The following is a 21,823-nucleotide window of genomic DNA, read 5'->3' as shown; positions in this document are numbered from 1 at the left end:
GTAGGTCGCTGCCGGATTCTTTTTGAAAGCCCCTGGTGCCGCAAGGCGCCAGGGGCTTTGTCTTTGCGGGCTTGTGTTCCTCCGCCTGGCTTTGCGCGTTGATCCGCGCACGCTGATGGCTGTCTTTGCGAATCAGCCCAGCAGCCGCACCGCGAGAAAGACAGGCAGGGCCACGTAATAGAGCGCCCGGCAGGTCCACTCCGCGCCGGTGCGTACGTTGCGTGCCCACCGGGGACCCAGCCACGCGGCGCCGAAGCAAAGCGCTTCTGCGAAGGCTCTCCAGAAACAACCAAACAACAGCAGGGCCAGGAACACCGGCAACCAGGTGCGCGCGAAGGACGTGAGGTACGACGTCCATCCGTACATCTGAAGCTCTCCGAACGGACCTCCGAAGGAGATGTACTGGTGCGCTCGGAAGAAGATGCCGGCGAGCACTCCGGGCACCAGGCCGTACTTCAGGGCCTGGTCGTACCAACGCCTGCGCCACTTCTCGCTCCGTGCTTGGGCGTATCGCACTCGCGGATCATTTCGTGCTTCTCCGAGCGTCCCCATCGCCTCCAGCAGGGGCATGGGGGCCTGCACTGCCAGGCCGTAGTCGAAAGCTCGCCCTGTTCGCAGCCGGAGTGTGAGTCCCGGGCCTGGAAGGGGCAGACGCCACGGGCGGATGGACTCCAGTGCCTCGAAGGGAATCTCGAAGTGCGCTCCCCCTGACTGGGTGAGCACCAGGCCTTCCGGCCGCACCGTGACCGTGGCCCTCGTTCCTCGCTGTAACAGGCGCAGCGCGATGCGCGGCAGGACTGCTCCCACCGCGAGTCCTGTCGCCAGCGGTACGGGTGCCAGCGTCTGGGTGCCAGCGAGCACGTCCTTGAACAGCAGCGCGGTGAAGTAGCAGAGCGTGCCCAGCCCCGTGGCGTGCAGGAGCGCTCCCAGCGCGCGCAGACGGGGTGTGAAGGCGTGGATGGGGAAGGGGCTCGACGCGTCGACGGTCATGGGAGGGGCATGGCCGCGCGCGCATTGCCTCGATACGAGCGGCTTCCGTAGCATACGCACCCCGGAGGCCCCTCAAAACATGCGTTCCCCGCAGCCTGGCCCTGAACGTCGCACGGATTCCGATGGCGTGACGCGGGTGACGCCCTCGCGTGAGTCCTCAGGCGGTGTGGGCTCACGGCTCATCGGTGGTGCCGTCGTCATCACCGGCCTGTGCGTGGGGCTATGCCTCTGGTGGCTCTCCCGCCCTGTGCCTGTCGAGGACCTGCCCCCCATCGTGGTGGCCGAGCGCCCTGCGCCGGTGGCTCCCTCCCTGGAACCCGCGCGCCCTTCCGTGCGCCCTGCGGTCGCGCATGTCGCCGCGCCCGTGCCCGTGGAGGAGCCTGCCCCCATGCCTGTCGATGACCCGCCGCCTTCCGAGGGCAAGAGCGGGACGGCCCTGTATCAGCGCGGCACCAAGCCGCTGAAGCGGGGGCTCGTCGTGCCCGACGACTTCGAGCTGCCCCCTGGTTACATGCGCCACTACCAGGCGACGGACAACGGGCAGCCGCTCGCGGCCATCCTGATGTTCCATCCGGACTTCACGCCCAAGGACGCCAACGGGCAGCCCATCCCCATCCCCGAGAACCGTGTGGTGCCCGAGGAGATGGCTCCCCCCGGCATGCCTCACCAGCTGCTGGAGATTCCTGTCGAGGACGAGGACTCGCAGTGACGTCCGTGAAGGGGTGGGCCGGGGCGCTCCTGGGCGTCGCGGCGACCACCGTGCTGTTCGAAGTGTTTGGACAGCTGCGACCCGGTTGGGTGTGGCTGGGCGTGGTGGCCATGGCACCGTGGCTCGCGGCCTTGGACGGGGTCCGTTCCGCTCGGGGGGCCGTGGGGCTGGGCGTGCTGCTGTCGGTGACGTTCACCGCGGCGGTGTTCGGCTGGTTCCCGGGCGCCATCGCGGCGTACTCACGTGCTCCGGTGTGGCTGTGCTGGGGCGTGTTCCTTCTCATCGCGCCTGTGTTGGAGCTCCAGTTCATCACCGCCGCCTGGGTTCGGTGGTACGCGCGCCGGCGGGTGGCGGAGGTGCCGCGCCTGGCGTGGGTGCCTCCCGTGCTCACTGCGCTCGTGTACGTGGGCACCGAGTGGTTCACGCCCAAGCTGTTCGCCGAGACGCTGGGCCACGCCCTCTATGCTTCGGAGACGCTGCGCCAGGGCGCGGACCTGGCTGGCGCTCCGGGGCTCACGCTGGGGCTGCTGCTCATCAACGAGTGTGTCGTTTCAATCGCGCAGGGACTGGCTTCTCAGCGGGGCTTGCGACTCAGGCCGGTGGTCCTGGCGGTTGTGCTGGCGGTGGTGGGGTGGGGTTACGGATGGGTGCGGCTGGGGCAGGTGCGCTCGGCGGTGCACTCGGCTCCGTCGCTGGTGGTGGGGGCGGTGCAGGCGAACATCACCAACATCGAGAAGCTGGCCGCGGAGCAGGGCACCTACGAGGTTGTTCGCAACATCCTGGATACGCATTACGCGATGTCGGATGCGCTGTTGCGCTCGGGGCCGCTGGACCTGCTGGTGTGGCCGGAGACGGTGTATCCGACGACGTTCGGCACGCCGAAGAGCGAGGACGGCGGCGCGCTCGATGATGAGATCCGCTCGTGGGTGGCGGAGCGCGGTGTTCCGCTGGTGTTCGGCACGTACGACCTGGACGGCGAACGCGAGTTCAATGCTGCCATGTTCTTGGGCCCCTCCGCGACGGGCGAGTTGGCTCAGTCCGCGTACCGGAAGACGATGCTCTTCCCCCTCACGGAGTGGGTTCCGGATGCGGTGGACACGCCTTCCCTGCGAGCAATGCTTCCTTGGACTGGTCGCTGGAAGCGCGGCCCTGGTCCCCGGTTGGTGGACTTCCGGTTGAACGGCGGCCGCGTGCTCAAGGTGGCTCCGCTCATCTGCTACGAGGCCGTCTTTCCCAATTACGTCGCGGCGGAGGTGCGTCAGGGGGCGGACCTGATTCTCACGCTGTCGAATGACTCGTGGTTCTCCGGCACTCCCGCGCCCCGGCTGCACCTGATGCACGCGGCGTTTCGGAGCATCGAGACGCGCACGGCGCAGGTTCGGGTGACCAATTCGGGCATCTCCGCGTTCATTGACCCCGCGGGGACGTGGACCTCCGAGCTCGAGGACAATCAGCGCGCTGGCACCGTGATGCGTGTGCCGACCGCGGATCGGCTGAGCTCGCTCGCGGGGGCCTGGGGCGACTGGTTGGGGCCCGTGGCGCTCGTGCTGGCCGTGGTGCTGGGGGTGTGGATTCGCCGGCCTGTGTGACGCGCGCTCAGGCGGCTTCGGCGTGCGGGGCGGGGAGCTGTGCGTCTGCGTTGGGCTTCTGGGCGATGACCTGGATTTCCCTGCGCATGTGCGTCAGCCGGCAGACCTGGACCCAGGCCCAGAGGAAGGCGAAGCGTGCGTATTCGTAGGGGGCTCGGAGGCCCTTCGCCAGTCTCCGGCGCAGGATGTCCTTGCCTGCCTTCACGGGCTGCATTCCGGCCCTGGCGCAGGCGTCCGCGAGGTTGTGCTCGTAGAAGTAGACGTGGTGCTGCCAGCCTCGCCGGTCCGGGCGGAACGAGCGGCCCTTCCGGGGCATCACGATGATCTTGTAGTAGGCCGCGTCCGGCACGATGACGAAGGCCACGCCTCCTGGCCTCAACACGCGCTGGATTTCTCGCAGCCCATCCATGGGCTGATCCACGTGCTCCAGCGTGTGCTTCAACGTGATGATGTCGAAGGACGCGTCCGGGAACGGCATCTGTGTCAGCGAGCCGTATTCGGCGGTGTAGCCTCGCTCGCGGCAGAGGTTCACCGTGAACTGGGAGTAGTCCAGCCCCGTGGCCTTCAAGCCTGCTCGCTGCGCTGCCTCCAACACGTAGCCCGCGGAACACCCCACATCCAGCAGGTCCTTCGCGTGCGGCGCGTACTCCAGGCACACCAGCACCTGCCTCAGGCACTTGCGCACCCGGTGGTCCCAGCGGCTCAGGTACTTCGCGCGGTTGTGCTTGAAGTACTTCTCTTCGTAGCCCTCGCCCAGACCTGGCTTCTGCTCCCGCTTGTAGATGAGCCCACAGCCCGTGCAACGGCCGTAGCTCAGCTCTTGGAACGCAACGACCGGTCGGGATCCGGTCTCATTGCAGACTGGGCAGGCGGAGTAGAAGGGTGCGAGCATTTCGCACCGCACCATCGGGCTTCGCGTTCCGGAGTGTCAATCCCACCCTCGGGGCCCTCGGCTCAGTGCGCGGGGGCTCGCTTCGCCAGGCTCAGTGCTCCCAGGGCGAGCAGGGCGGCGATGGCGACTCCCAGGGCCATGGGCCTCGCGGTGCCGTCGTGGCTTGCGCTCACGGTCGCGGAGGCTCCCGCCGCCAGCATGAACTGCAGCGCTCCCAGCACCGCTGACGCGATGCCTGCCTGCTTCGCGTGCTGCTCCATCGCCAGGGCTGTCGCGTTGGGCGTGATGGCTCCCAATGTGGAGACGAACACGAACAGCGACAGCGCGATGCCCCACAGCCCGCCAACGCCTGTCGATGCCACCGTCACCAGGGCCAGCCCCGCCAGCGCGGCGATTCGCACCGCCAGCTTCAACACCCGCTCCGGCGAGGAGCGCGCCAGAAGCCAGTGATTGAGCTGCGACACCGCCACCAGCCCGGCGGCGTTCGCTCCGAAGAACCAGCCGAAGTGCTCCGGCTTCACGCCGTGCAACGTGATGAACACGAAGGGCGAACCGCCGATGTACGCGAACATCCCTGCCTGCGCGAGCGCCGCAGCCAGCGCAGGCCCCAGGAAGTCTGGCGCCTTCGTGATGCTCCACATCGCCTGGAAGGGTTTGGACGGGGTGGCTCCGCTCCTCGGAGGCGCTGTCTCCGGCAGGATGGCGAATGCCGCTCCCAGCGCGATGAGGCCGATGACCGCGTGGCTTCCGAAGATGGCTCGCCAGCCCGCGGCTCGCAGCACCCAGCCGCCCAGCAGCGGGGCCAGGATGGGCGCCAGGCCCATCACCAGCACCAGGCGCGACATCATCCTCGCCGCCGCTGCTCCCGAGTGCAGGTCCCTCACGACGGCCCTTGTCGTCACCATTCCCACCGAGCCACCCAACGCCTGCACGAACCGGCACGCCGCCAGGAATTCCGCCGATGGCGCCGTCGCGCAGCCGATGGAGCCCAGCACGTAGAGCACGAGGCCCACGTAGAGCGGCTTCGTGCGGCCGAAGCGGTCGCTCACCGGTCCCGCGAAGAGCTGCCCCACCGCGAGCCCCGCGAAGAACGCCGCCAGCGTGCGCTCCACCTCTCCTGCTGTCGCTCGCAGTGACTCGCCGATGGCGGGGAACGCCGGCAGGTACATGTCGATGGACAGCGGCCCGAAGCCGATGAGCGCCCCCAGGAGGATGATCAGCCCGGCTCCCTCTGTGGAGCGGGACAGCTTGGGCGTGGCGGTCGTCATCTGGCGGTCCTCTTCTGAGGCTTTCGTGCGGGCGCTTCTCCTGGCGTCAGCAGCACCCGGATGAGCTGGCGCAGGACGGCTTTGTCATCGCCGGGGGCGTAGGTGGCGCCGCCTACGTGGGCGTTGAAGCAGCGGGCTTCCAGCGCTCCACAGAGTGCTTCCGCCGCGACTCGGGGCTCGGCGAGGTCCACCCGTCCGGCTCGCTTCGCCCGGGTGAGCCACTTCGTCAGCCCCTCCCTGAGCGCGACAGGGGGCGGTGTCTCCAGGTGCAGGGCCCTCGCGCCACCCAGTGCGGAGTAGTGCAGCACGAACAACCAGGGCACCAGCTGGCGCAGGAAGTCCCGGTGGTGCAGGAGCGCTTCCAGGAGCTGGTCCTCGATGGGGGCGTTGTCCCTGGGCCCTGGCTCCAGCAGTGCCAGCGCGGTGGGCGGGACGGGGCGGAGGGCTCGCGACATCAGCGCCTCCTTGGTGCCCACCCGGTGCAGCAGCGCCGGTTGCGAGATGCCCAGCCGCTTCGCGATGTCCTGCAGCGGCGCGGATGGACCCTGCGCCAGGAACACGGCTCGGGCCGCTTCGTCGATCTGCAGGTCGGTGACGCGTGGGGGGCGGGACATGGCGCGAAGGATTAGTTACTGACTGGTAGGTAATAAATTCGCGCCAGTCGTGCAAGGGGCCCGTTCTCGCGGGCCCCTCGCGTCAGCTTCCGAGGGAAATCAGATGCGGCCGGCCTTGAGCTCGCCCACCAGGTGGGCGCAGGCGCGGACGGTGAGCGCCATCATCGTCAGGGTGGGGTTCTGCGGGCCCTGCGAGGGGAAGCAGGAGCCATCCGTGACGTAGAGGTTGGGCACATCCCAGCTCTGGTTGAACGGGTTGAGCACGGACGTCTTCGGGTCCTTGCCCATGCGCGCGGTGCCTACCTCGTGGATGGCCATGCCCGGGTCGGAGAGCTGCTTGTTGACCTGCTCCACCGTGCAGCCCGCCTCCTCCAACATCTCCAGACAGGAGGCGACCGCGTCCTCCGTCATCTTCAGGTCGTTGTCCGAGTGACGGCACTCGATGTGCGCCGCCGGAATGCCCCAGCGGTCCTTCACCGTGGCGCTCAACGTCACGCGGTTCTCCGCGCGCGGGACCATCTCTCCGAAGGGCACCATGTGCATCTGGTCGTCGAAGGTGAAGACCTGAATGCCGTAGCCTCGCGCGAAGTTGGGGTGGCGCTCGGTGACGTTGCGGAATTGGGGGATGTACGCCCAGCCGTGCTCCTTCTGCTGGAGGTGCGCGGGCAGGTTCATCCTCGCTTCGATGCCTCGCAGGTACATGTGGTCCATCAGGTGCTGGCCCACGAGCCCCGAGCTGTTCGCCAGGCCGTCCGGGAACGCCCGGTTTCGCGAGTGCAACAGCAACCGTGTGGATTCAATGGTGCCCGCGGCCACCACCACCACCTTCGCGTGCACCTCCTCGGAGGTGCCGGAGTTCGCGTCGATGAAGGACACCCCCGTCACCCGGCCCGTGTTCGGGTCGTGCAGGATGTGGCTGGCGATGGCGTGCGAGCGCAGCGTCAGCCGCCCCGTCTGCAGCGCCGCCGGCAGCGTCACCGGCGCGTTCGCCGTCCGCCGGGCGACGACGTGACGGTCGGGCCAGCGGGCCTTCACCTTCTCGCGCAGGCGGACCTCTCCGGGGGACAGCGGCGCGGGGCCGGTGAAGACGGAGTCCGGCAGCGTGTCCACGCCGTCCGAGTTGCCTCGCAGGCCCATCCACCGCTCCACGATTGCGTAGGACGGCGCCAGGTCCGCGTGCGACAGCGGCCAGTCCGGGCTCAATCCGTCCAGGCTGCCCGCGTGGAAGTTGAAGTCAGACAGCCGGTAGAACTGGCGGCCGTGAGCCTTCACGCTGGTCCGCCCGCCTACCTGCCTCGCTCGAATCCAGGCGAACGGTGCGTCGGGCGGCGTGGTGTAGGGGTTGTCCACGTCATCCACGAAGGCGTGCGGATGGAACGGCCACGCGAAGCTCGTGGCCTGGATGGACTGGCGCGACTTGCGGGATGCGTCCGACTCGATGCGGTAGCCCAGCTTCTGCTTCACGCGGTGCATCAGGTGGAGCGCCCGGTCCGCGTTCGCTCCTCGGCCCGCCTCCAACACCAGCACCTGGAGCCCTGCCTCCGTCAGCTGCTTGGCCGCCCATCCCCCGCAGGCTCCCGAACCCACCACCACCGCGTCATAGACCGTCTTCGACGTCTTCATGCCTGCTCACCCAGGACGGTCAATCTGCCGCCGCTGCTAAAGTTCGCCTAAATTGTAAATCAGGACCCTATTGGCGCCTATAGCGCCTAGATGTCTGGCAGGAGCCAACACAAGCCTGGGGCGGTGACTTCCGCTCTGGAGTACGGGTCGCTTGCTGTCGGAGAGGGGCGGACATGGCTGGGTTGTTGAAACGGATTCGGTGGGGGCGGGTGCTGGGCGTGCTGGTGTTTCCGTTGCTGCTGGTGGCGCTGGCGTTGGGTGGCCGCGCGGCGTGGCGCTCCGAGCAGTACTTCCACTACCCGAGGCCGGCCGCGGTGCTGCCCGCGGACTTCGGGGACGCGCGTGAGGTGACGCTGCGCACGGATGACGGGGTGGAGCTGCGCGGCTGGTACCTGCCATCCCGGAACAAGGCGGCGTGGGTGCTGGCGCATGGCCTGTCGCAGACGCGCATGGACCTGGTGCCGGAGGCCCGCGTGCTGCGCGACGGGGGATATGGGGTGCTGCTGTTCGACCTGCGCGCGCATGGGCAGAGCGGGGGCGAGACGTCCACCTGGGGTGACAAGGAGCGCCAGGATGTGCGCGCGGCGCTGGCGTACGTGCGGGCTCAGCCGGAGGTGGATCCGGCTCGCGTGGGGGCGCTCGGGTTCTCCATCGGATCCGCGGCGGTGGCGGAGGTCGCGGCGAAGGACCCTCAGGTCGCAGCGGTGGTGCTGCTGTCTCCGTTCAACACGCTGTGGCTGGCGGCGGCGTATGACTTTCGCCGCTTCGGCGTGGTGACCCAGACGGGGGCGCTGGTTCCGTTCTGGCGGCGGGGCATCGCTCTGGACGAGGTGCGGACCCTCGACGCGGTGGACCACATCAAGCCCCGTCCCCTGTTCATCGTCGCGGGGACGGAGGAGTCAGGGCAGCCGCTGATGGACGAACTGTTCGCGCACGTCTCGTCGTATGCGCAGACGTGGCGCATCCCCGGCGCTTCGCATGGCAACTTCGCCGCTGCCGCGCCCACGGAGTATCCGCGCCGGTTGCTGGAGTTCGCGGACAAGGCGTTGAAGCCCGTGGAGGGAGTGACTCCCTCGGTGGAGACGCCCGTGGAGAAGAAGGCTCCGGCGAAGAAGCCTTCACGGCGGACGAAGAAGGCGGGAGCCCGCTAGTTCCGCGCTACGCCTGGGCGGGCTGGGCGGCTTCGAGCTTCGCGAGCTGATCCAGGTACATGCGGCCCTTCTCCGGGTCCGTCATGTAGATGAACGCCGCCATGCCCTTGAGCTGGTCGAGCGACTCGCCCTCGCGGCCCGGCTTGCCCTTCAGGCGGTTGTGGATGGCCGCGCGCAGGCGGCGCACCACGTCGCGGGGGACTCGGGCGGCGGGCGTGCCGTCCTTGGCGTCGTTCACCACGAGCCCCGTGACGCGCTGACGGCTGCCCTTGCGGGCGACTCGCGTCTTGTCCGGGTGGACCGTGAAGCCTTCCGCCTCCACGATGTCCTTCACCCGCGCGAGCAGCACCGCCACCGGCGCTCCCTGCGCGCGGCGGGCCTTGGGCGCCTTCGCCTTCGTCCAGGAGAAGGTCAGGTCGTCCGCGTAGCGCGTGTACGTGAAGCCCAGCTTGCGAGACAGCGCCGACAGCCGCTTGTCCAGGCGCAGGCACAGCGCGTTGGTGATGCCCGGTGAGGTGGGCGCGCCCTGCGGGAGGGCTCGCGGCCCCTTCGCCACGTGCAGCGTCTTGCCCCGGAAGGACATGCGCTCACGCGGCGCTTCCGTGGACATCAGCGCCAGCAGCGTGGACGTGTTCTCCTTCAGGCCTCCCTTGCGCAGCAGGCCCTTCACCCGGCGCCAGTGCACCGAGGGGAAGAAGTCCTTCAGGTCCACCTTCACCAGCACGTCCGCGCCCCGGTGCGCCAGCGCGTTGGTGAGGATGGAGCGCCCCGCCACGAAGCCGTGCGCCGCGCCGTGCACCGGCAGCCGCTCCACGACGTTCGACAGCACCCAGCGCTGCGCTTCCTTCAGCTCCCGCTTGGGGGACGTGATGGTGCGCTCGCCGCCCGTGCGCTTGGGGATGCTCCACGTCACGTAGTTGGAGCCCGTGTCCACGTCTCGGTGGAACGCGAAGCCGCGCAGCTTGGACACGCTCAGGCCCAGCGCCTTGGCCAGGTCCTCCGCCGAGTCCAGCGTGGGCAGGCCGTTCTGGCGCGCACGCTCCTCGCGGTGCTCCAGGTCGAACTTGTCCGGCAGGCCGGCTTCGTTCCAGTGGATGCCCACGCCCAGGTGGTTCACGTGCGTGGCCTTCCACGCCTCGTGGGCCTGGCGCTTCAGCGCGCGGCGCTCCACTGCTTCGGCCTTCTTCTTCTCCTTCCAGGCCGTCTTCTCCTTCTCCTTCAGCGAGGAGAAGTCCACCTCGTCCGCGAGCGCGCCCTTCGACACGAGCTGGGCTTGCACCCATTCGTCCGCGCCGCCGGCCTCGGTGATGGCCTTCCAGCGCGTGATGAGGGCGTCGTGCGCGGCCTTCGCGGCCTCGCGCTTCGCGACGGAGTTGGGGGGCGCTGCGGGCGCGGTGTCAGCAACGGCCTGCGGCGGGGCGGCGGGGACGAACGACTCCAGCTTGGCGGTCATCGAGTTACCTTCGACGGGCGCGGCGGCTCAGGGAGGGGCGACGGAGACGAATGCGAGCGGTCGAGGGAGGCCAGGAAGGCACCACCAGCTCACCTGGGGCACGGTAGCCTCACCGGCTCTCCCCTCCCGAGCACTACCGTCGGGGTGGGAAAACGGCGGCTGCGTCGTTGGTTCCGCTTCCCACCCCGACGGTAGTGCTCGGGAGGGAGAGAGCCAAGAACAGGCTACCTTGCGGAGAGTGTCCAGCATTTCAACCAGAACGGCGCAACGCCGTTCCTACGCTCGAGGCGTTAAGGCTGATGCGGTCCAGACCTCTCTCGACCACTCGCTATTCGATTTAAGTCCGGCGCCACCATCCTTCCGGCCGCCCCGTCGGCGGCCGGGCCGTTGAGTGAGTGTTTACACCAGAGTCGAGGCCGCGTCGATGTAGCCGTCCGCGGTCAGTTTCTCCAAACGGCTGAAGTACGCCGTCCGGGCTTCCGTGTCCGTGTCGAACCAGAGGCGCTGGTGGCGCGAGTCGCCCAGGCGGGGACCCCACGTGAGGGCCACCACCTTGCCGTCCAGCGACACGCGATACACCTGCTCCAGCCCCGTGGCCGGATCCCGGCGCACGTACGCACGCGTCTCCGCGCGGATGAGCTTGCGGCCCTCTGGCGTTTGACGGAGCGCTTCTTCCTCGGCGCGGCGGCGGGCGTACGCCAGGCGCAGCGCGAGCATGTGTTCGCAGGGGCCTTCGCGCAGACCGGAGCGGCGGAAGTGCGGGCAGCCGCAGCTCGCGTCCTTCACGCGGCCCTCCAGGTCCATGGTGAAGCTGGGGAAGAAGCTGCGCACCGCCTCGCGGTCCACGACTTCGCCCTGGATGCGCGTGCCCTCGCCCACGATGTCGTGCACCTGCGTGAGCTTCACCTCTCCCGAACCCGGGCTGCCGTCGCCCAGCAGGCGGTGGGCGCGGGCTTCACGCTCGTTGCCGTAGCGCAGCGCGGCCTCGTCCACCGGGGTGGGCATCAGCTCGCGCGGGCGGTAGGTGCTACGGGACACGTCGAAGAGGACGCGGCCGCGCAGGCACTCCAGCTGGAGCGCGGCGCGCACCTGATCCTTCGGCGCTCCCGCGTCCTTGGCCAGCACTTCGAAGGCGAGGGGACCGTCCTTGCGCAGGCGGTTGCGCAGCGACTCCGCCAGGCCTTCCGGCACGTCGCGCGGCATCAGCGCGTCGAAGGCGGCGGCGCTGGACCAGCCGCTCTCCGTCCAGCCGGTGAGCCCCAGCGTCAGCGTGGCCGCGCCCAGGTCGATGACCCAGAACACCGGCAGGCCCGGACCCAGCAGCTGCACGTGCACGCTCTTCGCGTGGGGCAACAGGCGCGCGAGCGCGGCGAGGCGCTGACGGCCGAAGGTGCGCACCACCGCGGGTGCGCTGCCCGTGTACACGCCGCCGTGGCACTCCAGCACCTGCTCCCAGGGCTCCAGCACCAGCCGGGGCGGGGCGCCGGGGACCAGCTCGAAGCGCAGCGCGCGGGGCGCCTTCTTCGAGCGGCGGGTGCGCAGCGCGAAGAGCAGGTTGTACAGGTCGATGGGCGCGATGGAGCAGGTGGTGGCCGGCAGCGTCGCGGCGGACTGCACCTGGAGGAAGCCTCGCAGCCACGCGTGGGGCACTTCCACCGTGCGCGGGGCGCGGGGCTCCGTGGCGGGGGCGGCCTTCGCGGTGGGGGCGACGTGGGCTTCCAGCACCACCGGGGCGTAGGCGCGCAGGCGGTCCAGGCGGGCGGGCAGGTCCTGCGGCACGTCCAGGAACGTGGAGCCGTGCGCGGCCTGGCGCTTGTCGAAGAGGCTGTTGTCGAAGGCGAGGCGCGCGTAGGCGCTCTCGTCGCGGGAGAAGACCTCCAGCGAGACCTGGTCCGGATCCACCGTGAGGACGGGGTCCAGGACGGCGTCCTTCTTCTCCTCACCCTCCAGCGCGTTGTCGAGGAAGGCCTTCTGCGCTTCCCAGATTTGGGCGCTGGCGCGCTTGCCCTGCTTCATCAGGTACGCGAGGTACGCGGTGCGGTCGCGGCCCCGGTAGCGCAGGTCGCTGGAGAGCACCGCGAAGGCGGCGGCCAGCGCGTCGCGGAAGAGGGTGGGGTCCTTCACCTGGCCACTGACGCCCACGGTGCCTCGCGAGCCCTCCAGGGCCAGCTGCACGCGCGAGGCGTCCGGCGTGACGACCACGTCGCTCTGCGCGGAGTAGCTCAGCGCGACGGGATGACGTGCGGTTGCGGTGCTCACGACGGTTGACCTTCCTTCCGGGCGCGCTCAGCGGCCCGGCGTGCACGTTTGTGGGCGCGGTAGGCCGCCTTGCGCAGCTCCACCGACTGCGACTTGTCGAACGCCGCCGTCTTCAGCAGCGCCGCGGCTTCGTCTCCGCCCAGGCGTCCCAGCGCGGCCCAGCCATCCTGCCGCACCTCCGGCTTCGCGTCGGCGGCCACGGACTCGAGCGGCTTCAGGTCCTTCTTCGCCAGGAGCGCGGGGACCGCGAGCCGGCGGCCTTCGCTGCTGGTCAGCGCGGACTGGGCCACCTTCGCGCCCGTGGGGCCCAGGGCCACCGGGTCGAAGGGCTTCACCTCCAGCGCCCAGGCCGAGGACTGCTCCGGCACCAGCGCGGCCAGCACCGACGCGGCGGCGGAACGCACGGCGGCGTCCGGGTCACCGAGCGCGGTGCGCAGGGCCTGCGCCTCGTTCGTGGCCTTCAGCCGTCCCAGCACGCGCGCCGCTTCCTGGCGCACGGCGGCGGGCGCCTGGGCCTCACCCTTGCGGAGGATTTCGGCGGACGTCGCGACCAGCTCCTTCGCGCCCAGCCGTGAGCCCGCCCAGAGCAGGCGCTCCCAGGCGGCGGCCAGCGGCTCCTTCTTCGGAGGCTGCGCGGAGACCCAGGCGGTGGCGGTGCGCCGTTCGGCGGCCACCAGCGCGCGGGTCAGTCCTGCCGTGTCCACGGCGCCGGCTTCGCGCGCGTCGCCCGTCCAGGTGCCCACGAGCCGCGCGGCCTCTTCACGGGCCTCCGGCTTGTCGTGACCGAACAGGGCGATGACTTCCGGCACCGGCATCGCGCCACGGCGGGCGAGGCCGCGACGCAGACGGAGGCGCAGCTCCACGTTGTCCAGCGTGGCCAGACGGGGCACGAGCAGTGCCGGGTCTCCTTCGCTGGCGAGGTACGTGGCGGCGGGCTCGGAGATGTCCTCGTGCTCGCTCTGCACCGCGAGGAACTCCACCCGCGTGCGCTCCTTGGGGAAGAGCACGTCCAGCGCCTTGCGCGCGGCGGCGCGAAGGTCGTCGTCCTCCTCGTTCAGCGCGGCGGCCAGGGCGGCCTCGGCGGCCGGGTCTCCGAACTTGCCCAGCTCCTCCGCCACCGTGCGGCGCACGTCGTCGTCCGTCTCACCGTCGGCGAGCAGCGCCTCCAGCTTCACCCGGGCGCGCTCTCCACCCAGGGCGCGCAGGCCGCGCACGCCGGCTTCCTGGCGCTGGAAGGCGGCGCCGTCCGTGGCCGCGGCCTCCACCTTCTCCTCGATGCGGCGGCGGTCCTCGCCATCCGGCATCCGGTTCGCCAGGCGGCCGAGGGCCTCGATGGCGGCGAACACCATGTCCTCTTCGGCCGGGGCTTCCGGCGTGCCTCCGCCGGCCACCGTCTCCAGCTCGGAGAGGGCTCGCACGTCGCCCAGGGTGCCCAGGGCGAGCAGGGCCCGGCCGCGCTCGTGCGGCTCACCGGCGCGCGCGTACAGCAGCAGGGGACGCAGGGCGCTGGCGCGGCGCTGGTGCGCGACGCCTTCCGCCGCGGGCAGCATCAGCTCGCGGGCGCCGGCGCGGAGGATCTCCTCCAGCGGCTCCACCGCCGCGCCCTCTCCCACCACGCGCTTCGAGTAGTGCTCCACGGCGGCCGCGCGCACGGTGACGTCGCGGTCGTTGAAGAGCTGGACGAGCAGCGCGTCCTGGCCCTCGCTCTTGCCGTGCTCCAGCTCGCCGGCGGCGGCCTTGCGGACCTCCGGGTCCTGGCTCTTCACCGCCACGCGCAGGAAGCGCACCGCGAGCGCCGCGTCGCGCTTCTTCAGCTCGCGCTCGTCCTCATTCAGCTTCTCCTGCTCCGCCGGCCAGGTGAGCTGCATCGCGGCCGTCACGCAGGCGAGGCGCACGGACGGGGCTTCGTCTTCCACGCTCTGGCGCGCGAGCACGTCCAGCGCATCCGCGCGGTGCGTGCGGCCCAGCGCGGCCACCAGCCGGGTGCGCTCCGGAATCTCCGTGGCCACCGTCAGGCGCGCGGCGAGCGCGGCCACGGCGGCGGAGGTCCCCAGTCGCGCCAGGGCCTCCTGTGCGCGGCGGGCCACGGCCGACGTCTCCGAACGCAGGAAGGTGCCCAGCACCTCCACCGCCCGGTCGTCGCCCCGGAACGCGAGCAGCTCCGCGGCGCGCAGCCGCAGGTCCTCGTGCTCGCTGCCCATCGCGCGGCCCAGGGCCTCCGTGACGCGCGGGTCGTTGGCTCCCGCGAGCCGCTCAATCACGCCCACGCGCAGGTCGGCGTGCTCGCTGCCCAGCGCGGCCAGCAGCGGATCCAGACTGCCCGGCGGGCTCAGCTTCTCCAGCAGCTCGAAGGCGGACTTGCGCACTTCCGGCAGCGGCGAGTTGAGCGCGGCGGCCACTCGCGGACGGGCCTTGTCACCGCGCTCGGCGAGCTCCTCCAGCGCGGCGCGCGCCACGTCCGGCGCCAGCGAGGCCAGGGCCAGCGCCAGCGGCTCGTCGCTGCCGGCGGGGTACAGTTCCTTGAGGCCCGCGAGCGCGGCCCGGCGCACGAGTTGGTGCGGATCCTCCAGCGCGCGCAGCAGGGCGGCCACCGCGGCGGACGTGCCCGCGTAGCCTTCCTGCGTGAGCTTCACCACGCGGTCCACGGCGTCGCGGCGGACGCGGTGGCCTTCCTCGTCACCCGCGGTCACCTGACGCAGCAGGCCCACGTAGGCGCCGAAGGCGAGGCGGCGCAGGTGCTGACGCTCCGCTTGCGTCGCGTCCTTCGGCGTACCCGTGCCCGAGCCTTCCGGCGGCTTCACCGCGGAGAAGAGGCGGCGCAGCCAGCTCTTGCCCGTGGCGGAGGCCGTGCCCTGCTTCTCCGGCGTGGAGGGCTGGATGACGTGCGCGGCGCCATCGGCCGTCTCCGGCTTCCAGGGGGACTGGAGCGAGCTGGGCCGCGCGACCTTCTGCGCCTCACGGAAGTAGTCCAGCGGCTTGTTGCGCAGCAGCAGCACCTGCGCCGCCGCGTAGCGCTGCTCTGGCTGACCGCTGGAGAGTGCCTCGGCGAGCCCAATCACGCGCTTCGCCCGGTCTTCCTCCGCGGGCCAATCCTTCATGTCGCCGGCCTTCTCCGGACGCGGCGGCAGCAGCACCTCCACCAGGTGCGCGCGGTACGCCTCCGGCTCCGTGCGCAGCTCCAGCGCGCGGGCCGCGGCGTAACGCACCTCCGGACGACCGCTGGACAACGCGCTCGTCAGCAGGTCCGGCGGTCCACCCTCGCGGCTGGCGCGCAGGTCCCGCGCGAGCACGATGGCGAACACCATCTCCTGCACTTCGCGCGCGGAGTCCTCCAGGCCGTGCAGCAGGCCGCCGTCGCCCTCGTGGCCCAGGGCCGCGAACGAGAGGATGGCGCCCAACCGGATGGGCAGGTGCTCATGGCGCAGGTTCCCGGTGAGCACCGGCAGCGCGCGCACGTCACCCAGGCGGGAGAGACCGTCCGCCGCCCACGAACGCGCCGCCACCAGCGAGTGGCCCAGCGCATCCAGCAGCGCGCCCTCGTCGCCCCGGCGGCTGGCCGTGGCGAGACCGCGCGCGCCCTGCTCCTGGAGGTCCGTCACCTCGTGGGGCAGGAGCGTGGTGGCGTAGAAGCCCAGCAGGCGCCGCGAGCCCAGCGTGGCCAGCGCACGCGACGCGCGGACGCGCAGGGGGACGAGGAAGCCCGGCGGATACATCCGCTCCAGGTCCTTGTCCGTGATGAGCCCGCGCATGGGCTCGATGATGTCCTCCGCGCCGCGCGGGGCGAGCAGCTCCGAGGCCCGCACGCGCACCGGCAGCGCCGACGCCGCGATGCCCGCGAGCAGCGGCCCGTTCTCGTTCGGGATGAGCTTGTCCAGCGCCTCCAACGCGGCGAAGGCCACGTCCAGGTGCTCGTCCTGCACGCGCTTGAGGAGCGCGGAGCGCATGGCTTCCGCCGGGGCGTGCACGGAGGCCTTGGCGGACTTCTCGCGCAGGGCCGGGTGCGTGGTGTTGAGCGCGGCCAGGTGCGGCTCCGCCTTCTCCTTGCCGGCCAGCTTCACCCACGCCTCGTAGGCGGCGGTGGCCACGCCCGCGTCGCGGTCCTCCACGGACTTCTTCAGCCGCTCCAGCGCCCAGTCGTCGGTGCCGCGCTGCGCGAGCACCTCCACCGCGCGGGTGCGCAGGTCCGGGAAGCGGCCCGCCAGCGCGCGGTCCAGCGCCTTCACCGGCTCCTTGTCGTTCCAGGCCCACAGCGTGCGGAAGGCCTCGCCGCGCACCTTGGCGGACTCGTCCTCCAGCGCGTCGCCCAGCAGCCCTTCCGCGCCCTCCGCCTTGGCGCCCAGCTTCACCAGCCGGTCCAGGCCGCGCACGCGCACGTCCTCGTGACCGGAGCGCAGCGCGGCCTCGGCGGCGGACAGCGGTGCGTCCGCGTCCAGCGCCACCACGGCCGTCAGCGCCGCGGCGCGCACGTCCCCGTCCGCGTCGTCCAGCATCCACACCAGCCGCTCGCGGGCGCGCGGGTCCTGCAGCGCCTGGAGCGCGGCGGCCGTCTCACGGCGGATGGCGGCGTCGTCCTCGCGCGACAGTTGGAGCAGCGCGCCCAGGGCGCGGCCGTCACCCAGCTGCGCCAGTACACGCGCGCCACGCACGGCGGTGTCCGGCATGCGGCACGCCATGGCGGCGAGCAGCGGCTCCAGGTCCGCCTCCGTCAGCGCCGCGCCAGCGGCCGTCTTTCCGAAGAGCTGTTCACGCGAGGCAGCCAGCTCCGCGTCGGTGGTGGACTTCGCCTCCGTGTCCCCGGCCGCGCGCTTCGCCTGGAGGGTCAGCATGCGGGTCACTTCCCGCACCGTGCGCGCGAACTCCTCGTCCTTCGCCTCCAGCGTGGCGGCCAGCGGGCGGCGCTCCAGCACCCGCACCGCGAAGGCCACGCGGCGCACGTCCCGGTCCGCGTCGTCCAGCGCGCGCGCCACCAGCGGCTGCAGGCGCGGGTCGCCCAGCAGGCCCGCTCCCGACGCGCGCAGCAGCACCTCCACCTTGAGGGCCGCGGGGCCTCGCTCGAAGGCGAGCTTCAGCGGCTCCGTGCTGCCCTTGGGCGACACGGTGGTGAGCGCGTCCAGCGCGGCGGTGCCCACCTCCGCGTTCGTGTCCGGCAGCTTGCTGGCGATGAGGCCCGGCACCAGCGGCGACGCGCTGCCCAGCTTCGCCAAGAGGCGCAGGCCCTGCACGCGCGTGTCCACGAAGCGCGAATCCAGCGCAGAGCGGGGGGCCGCCAGAGGCGACTCCGTCTCCAGCTTCACCAGCGCGTCCAGCGCCGCGGCGCGCACTGTCTTGTCGTCGTCGTTGAGGCGGTCGCGCAGCTTCGGCCGCGCGGCGGTGCGGCCGTGGTTGCCCAGCTCCGTGGCAGCCAGCCGGCGCGCGGCGGCGTCCTTGTCCGAGGTCAGCACGCCCAGGACGAAGTCCAGCGCCTCCGGCTCCAGCAGCGCCACCGCCTCCTTCACCGCGGCCTCGCGGCGGGGGAGGGCGGCCTTCAGCGCCTCGTTGAGGGCGTCGAAGCCGTGGCCGAACGCCGTCGTCTCATCCGTGGGCTTGCCGTCCGTGCCCAGCGTGATGCGCGTGACGCGGCGGTCCTCGCCGGCCACGAAGAGGTAGCCCAGCAGCTGCTTCGCCTGGCGGGGGTTCGCCGGGGGCGCGAAGGCCACCGCGTTCAGGGCCTTGCTGCCCAGCTCGAAGGTGCGCGGCTTGCGGCGCTCGTCCAGCCGCCAGACCTTCAGCTTGCCGTCGCTGCCCACGGACGCGATGCGCTCCGCCGGGTCCTGGCCCGCTTCCGCCTGCGGCGTGGGCGGGAACACCAGCCCCAGCACGGAGCCCGCGTGGCCGCTGTCCTTGTCGCCGCGAACCTCGAACTCCACCGCGCCGACCAGGTAGCCGATGCGCAGCTTGCCGTCGTCACCCGCGGAGACGAGCCGCCCGTCGCGCGGGGTGAAGGCCAGCGCCCGCACCGCGCCCTCGTGGCCCGGCATGTCCCGGCGCGCACCCGTCGCCACCGTGAACGAACGCACCACGCTGTCATCGCCCGCGCAGGCGACGTACGTGTGCGTGGGGTCCACCGCCACCGCGCGCAGCGGCTGCGAGGACGCGCTCCACTCCTTCAGCTTCTTCGTGCTGTCCCAGTCCCACGCGCGCACGAAGCCGTCCACGCCGGCCGTGTACAGCACCTTGCCGTCAGGGCTGGCCGCGACCGCCGTGCACCCGCCCGGGTGCGCGTTGTGGAGCTGGAACTTCACGGTGCCGTCGGTGAGCGACCCGAAGCGCACGGTGCCGTCCGCGCCCGCCGCCGCGAACTGCTCGCCGGCCAGCGCCACGCTCAGCACGTGCGCGGGCAGGGGCGAAGTCCACAGGACCTTGTTGGTTGCCGGATCGTACGCGGTCAGGCGGCTGTCGGCGGCGGCGCGGGTGCCGCCCACGATGAGCAGGCGCGCATTGGCAGCCAGCGCACGGACCTTCTCGATGTTGCCGATGGAGAGGTTGGCCATGGTGTCGTTGTCCTAGATGCCGCCGAGCTGCACGCTCGGGTGAGCCGCACGCAGTTGCACCAGCGAGGCCAGGCAGCTCTGCCACTCGCCCTTCGCCACGGAGCCGGTGAACTCGCCCAGCACGGGCGCCACCACTCGCGCGAAGCTCTCGTCTTCCAGGCCCAGGTCCCGCACCAGCTCCACCACGCGGCGCTTGGCCACGCTCGCGGACAGCCGGCGCTGGACGTCGCCTTCACGCGCTTCCTTCGCGCGCCCGGGCGGCAGGCCGAACATCATGCGCCGCAGGAACGTGCGCAGTGCTTCCACGTCGCTGAAGCGCGTGGTGCCACCCGCCTCGCGCTCGTCCTTGCCTCCGCCCGCCGGCTTCCAGCCCTCCGGCAGGTGCAGCGGACGGTGCTTCTCCCAGAGCAGGCGCACCGCGAACAGGCCCACCTCGCGGTCCGCGCTCTGCATCAGGCCGGACAGCCGCTCCGCGCCGCCCAGCCGCGCGTAGTGCCGGCGGATGAGCTCCACGGCCACTTCACGCGTGCTGCGCTTGGTGGACTCCGTGAGCGCGAACACCTTGCCCGCGTCCAGCTCGTCCGGCTGCAGCGTGTGGCGCGCGTCCGCTCCCGGCTCGCCCGCGTTGAGCAGGGCGTCATAGGCCAGGTTGCGGATCTCCTTCGCGTCCGAGTCCGCCAGCTCGTACACGCGCGTCTGGTAGCCCCACGCGCGCAGCTCCGAGCGGGCGATGGTCAGCGCGAAGCGGCGCACGTCGTCGCGCTCGTCGAAGAGGGCCGGCCACAGCCGCTCCGCCGAGTACGCCTTGCGCGGCGCGCGGGGACGCAGCTCGTAGGACTTGGACTCCGGCTGCTCCGGCCCGATGCCCGGGTGGTGGCAGCGCAGGTACGTCTGCGCGAACGCGCGCACCGGCGGCGGCTGCTTCGCGCCCAGCGCCAGGTCGAACAGGCGCTCCAGGCCCGCGTCCGCGTCGCCCGAGTCGCTGAAGTCCGCGGGCACCACGTTCGCCAGCAGGTAGCGGTGCGCGAACTCGTGCAGCTGCGGGTCGGCCCGCCGCGCCAGCGCCAGCAGCCAGGGCACCGTGAGCTGCCGCGCGGTGAAGAGCTTGCGGTTGCCGAGCAGCTCCAGCGCCGTGCTCCGGAACTTGCCGTTGAAGACGAGCGCCTTCACGCGCTCCACGTCCAGGCCCGGCAGGCTGTCCGCGCGCGTGAGCCACTGCGCCGCCTGACGTCCCAGGCGCGGGTGCGCCACCAGGTCCAGCAGCCACTCCGGCCCGATGTCCGCCGGCTTGTAGGTGGACAGGGCCTTCATCGCCGTGTCCTCCACGATGCGCTGGCGCGACGAGCGCTGCTTCGCCTCCGTCAGCGCCACCTTCCAGAAGTCCGCCGGCATCTCCCCGGCCGCGTACTTCGAAGAGACGTAGTTCTTCGCCCAGTTGAGCTGCTCGTTCGTCCCCCAGAGCAGCTCGCGCAGGAAGTCGTGGGTGATTTCCGCGCGGTCGAAGGACTGCTCCAGCGCCTTCGCCGCGAACGCCGCGGTGGGCTTGGAGTTGAGCAGCCGGCCCAGCAGCGGCAGGCCCAGGTCGCGCGGCTTGTGCTTCTCCAGGGCGGCGGCGGCGAACTTCTGCACGTCGCTTTCGCCCTTCTCCACCAGGTCCGCCAGCCGGTCCGCGGCCAGGTCCTGCGCGTGGCCGCGCGCGTACTCGATGGCGTAGGCGCGGGCCTTGTCGCTGGGCGAGAAGAGCAGCGCGAGCACCGCCTCATGCAGCCCGGCCGCGCGCAGCTTGCCCTGGTGGAAGTCCGGCGAGCCCTGGAGCGTCTCCACCAGGAAGTCGTGCGCGCTGCCCAGCGGACGGCGCGCCAGGCGGTCCAGCCACGCGGGCGTCACCTTGCGCAGCGCCTCCGGGAAGTCCTTGCGCAGGCCCTGGATGGCGAACTTCGCGGCGGGGTCCGACTGGCACGTGTCCAGCAGCCGCATCAGCGCGTCCGGCGAGCGCTTCCACGCGTCCGGATACATGCGCTGCTTCACCATGTCGTTGGGCGGCTGGATGGGGAAGCGCGACGCGGAGTAGCCCTTGCTGTTGTGCGCCCAGAGGTGGTGCGCCACCCAGCACTGCGCCCACGTCGTCTCCAGGTCGTAGTGCCGCAGGACCTCCACCGCGAACTGCGGGTAGAGCTCAGGGACGGCCGCGCCCAGGTGGCGCAGGAAGCGCCAGGCGCGGCGCTGGAGGTAGGTGAGGGTGCCGCCGCTGACCTCGCGGTTCCTGCGGCGGCCGCCGCGCTCGGTGTCGAAGCGCCAGGCCAGCGCGCCGAACATCTCCGCGTCGTGGCGCGCCTCCGCCAGCTTGTAGATGCGCTTGAGGCCCGCCCACAGGCCGAACTTCAGCGGCGCTTCCTTCACCAGCGTGATGAGGGCGGCGCGCGCGGGCTCGGTGTTCTTCTCGTAGAGGGAGACCAGCAGGTCCGCCAGCAACAGGCGCGGCGGCAGCGGCACGTCCTTCTGCGCGAGGAAGCGCTGCCACGCCTCATGCGAGCCCTTGCGGCGGCCGGCCTTGTCGCCGTCCGCGCGCGCCTGCTCCAGCAGCTGCTTCAACGCGTCGAAGGACAGCGCGCCCTGCGGCAGCGGCGTGTCCGACGTGCGGTCCGGCTGGTCGAGGAAGGCCAGCACGGACTCGGCCAGGTCCGGTGCCTCCGCCCTGGCAAGACGTTCGAGGTCTGCTGCGCTCAGCGCGTCGCTCGGGGTCAT

Annotated in this window: 12 protein-coding genes; 3 read left to right on the top strand and 9 right to left on the bottom strand. The window is 71.3% G+C overall.

What is annotated here, in order from left to right; all coding sequences use genetic code 11:
- Positions 1 to 132: 132 nt before the first annotated feature.
- Positions 133 to 990, bottom strand: coding sequence for a hypothetical protein (locus GTZ93_RS39260; RefSeq protein WP_120581083.1), 858 nt, complete (start codon positions 988 to 990; stop codon positions 133 to 135).
- A gap of 79 nt (positions 991 to 1,069) precedes the next feature.
- Between GTZ93_RS39260 and GTZ93_RS39255 the strand changes: the two genes are divergently transcribed.
- Both GTZ93_RS39255 and lnt read left to right on the top strand, forming a co-directional pair.
- Positions 1,070 to 1,699, top strand: coding sequence for a hypothetical protein (locus GTZ93_RS39255; RefSeq protein WP_139921713.1), 630 nt, complete (start codon positions 1,070 to 1,072; stop codon positions 1,697 to 1,699).
- Entirely contained in the window at positions 1,696 to 3,288 is a 1,593-nt protein-coding gene (gene lnt, locus GTZ93_RS39250; protein ID WP_139921715.1) for an apolipoprotein N-acyltransferase, read from the top strand. Before GTZ93_RS39255 ends, lnt begins: the two co-directional genes overlap by 4 nt.
- Before the next feature lie 7 nt (positions 3,289 to 3,295).
- On the opposite strand, the gene GTZ93_RS39245 is transcribed toward lnt, so the two are convergent.
- The 4 genes from GTZ93_RS39245 to GTZ93_RS39230 form a co-directional block, all read right to left on the bottom strand.
- Positions 3,296 to 4,180, bottom strand: a complete 885-nt coding sequence (locus GTZ93_RS39245) for a class I SAM-dependent methyltransferase (RefSeq protein WP_161663318.1) — start codon at positions 4,178 to 4,180, stop codon at positions 3,296 to 3,298.
- A 62-nt stretch (positions 4,181 to 4,242) separates the two neighbouring features.
- Positions 4,243 to 5,448, bottom strand: a complete 1,206-nt coding sequence (locus GTZ93_RS39240) for a multidrug effflux MFS transporter (RefSeq protein WP_139921719.1) — start codon at positions 5,446 to 5,448, stop codon at positions 4,243 to 4,245.
- Positions 5,445 to 6,062, bottom strand: coding sequence for a TetR/AcrR family transcriptional regulator (locus tag GTZ93_RS39235; RefSeq protein ID WP_121754878.1), 618 nt, complete (start codon positions 6,060 to 6,062; stop codon positions 5,445 to 5,447). The genes GTZ93_RS39240 and GTZ93_RS39235 overlap by 4 nt, the downstream gene beginning before the upstream one ends.
- Positions 6,063 to 6,161: 99 nt before the next feature.
- Positions 6,162 to 7,685 (bottom strand): GMC oxidoreductase, encoded by a 1,524-nt coding sequence (locus GTZ93_RS39230; RefSeq protein ID WP_139921721.1) that lies wholly within the window; start codon positions 7,683 to 7,685, stop codon positions 6,162 to 6,164.
- Positions 7,686 to 7,858: 173 nt separating this feature from the next.
- Between GTZ93_RS39230 and GTZ93_RS39225 the strand changes: the two genes are divergently transcribed.
- Positions 7,859 to 8,836, top strand: a complete 978-nt coding sequence (locus GTZ93_RS39225; protein WP_139921723.1) for an alpha/beta hydrolase — start codon at positions 7,859 to 7,861, stop codon at positions 8,834 to 8,836.
- A 7-nt stretch (positions 8,837 to 8,843) separates the two neighbouring features.
- Here the strand turns inward: GTZ93_RS39225 and GTZ93_RS39220 are convergent, their stop codons facing one another.
- The 4 genes from GTZ93_RS39220 to GTZ93_RS39205 form a co-directional block, all read right to left on the bottom strand.
- Positions 8,844 to 10,289, bottom strand: coding sequence for a reverse transcriptase family protein (locus tag GTZ93_RS39220; protein ID WP_139921725.1), 1,446 nt, complete (start codon positions 10,287 to 10,289; stop codon positions 8,844 to 8,846).
- A gap of 399 nt (positions 10,290 to 10,688) precedes the next feature.
- Positions 10,689 to 12,548: an SWIM zinc finger family protein gene (locus tag GTZ93_RS39215; RefSeq protein ID WP_161663317.1), complete on the bottom strand. Its 1,860-nt coding sequence runs from the start codon at positions 12,546 to 12,548 to the stop codon at positions 10,689 to 10,691.
- Entirely contained in the window at positions 12,545 to 19,078 is a 6,534-nt protein-coding gene (locus tag GTZ93_RS39210; protein ID WP_139921225.1) for a HEAT repeat domain-containing protein, read from the bottom strand. Before GTZ93_RS39210 ends, GTZ93_RS39215 begins: the two co-directional genes overlap by 4 nt.
- A 12-nt stretch (positions 19,079 to 19,090) precedes the next feature.
- Positions 19,091 to 21,823, bottom strand: a complete 2,733-nt coding sequence (locus GTZ93_RS39205) for a hypothetical protein (RefSeq protein WP_139921227.1) — start codon at positions 21,821 to 21,823, stop codon at positions 19,091 to 19,093.

Source organism: Corallococcus exiguus, from assembly GCF_009909105.1.
Taxonomy (GTDB): domain Bacteria; phylum Myxococcota; class Myxococcia; order Myxococcales; family Myxococcaceae; genus Corallococcus; species Corallococcus exiguus.
The sequence above is the reverse complement of the archived record's forward strand: the minus strand, read 5'-3'. Positions and strand labels throughout refer to the sequence as shown.

Coding starts and splice junctions, on each gene's coding strand:
- GTZ93_RS39260 (WP_120581083.1), bottom strand. CDS start 990: ATGACCGTCGACGCGTCGAGCCCCTTCCCCATCCACGCCTTCACACCC.
- GTZ93_RS39255 (WP_139921713.1), top strand. CDS start 1,070: ATGCGTTCCCCGCAGCCTGGCCCTGAACGTCGCACGGATTCCGATGGC.
- GTZ93_RS39245 (WP_161663318.1), bottom strand. CDS start 4,180: ATGCTCGCACCCTTCTACTCCGCCTGCCCAGTCTGCAATGAGACCGGA.
- GTZ93_RS39240 (WP_139921719.1), bottom strand. CDS start 5,448: ATGACGACCGCCACGCCCAAGCTGTCCCGCTCCACAGAGGGAGCCGGG.
- GTZ93_RS39235 (WP_121754878.1), bottom strand. CDS start 6,062: ATGTCCCGCCCCCCACGCGTCACCGACCTGCAGATCGACGAAGCGGCC.
- GTZ93_RS39230 (WP_139921721.1), bottom strand. CDS start 7,685: ATGAAGACGTCGAAGACGGTCTATGACGCGGTGGTGGTGGGTTCGGGA.
- GTZ93_RS39225 (WP_139921723.1), top strand. CDS start 7,859: ATGGCTGGGTTGTTGAAACGGATTCGGTGGGGGCGGGTGCTGGGCGTG.
- GTZ93_RS39220 (WP_139921725.1), bottom strand. CDS start 10,289: ATGACCGCCAAGCTGGAGTCGTTCGTCCCCGCCGCCCCGCCGCAGGCC.
- GTZ93_RS39210 (WP_139921225.1), bottom strand. CDS start 19,078: ATGGCCAACCTCTCCATCGGCAACATCGAGAAGGTCCGTGCGCTGGCT.
- GTZ93_RS39205 (WP_139921227.1), bottom strand. CDS start 21,823: ATGACCCCGAGCGACGCGCTGAGCGCAGCAGACCTCGAACGTCTTGCC.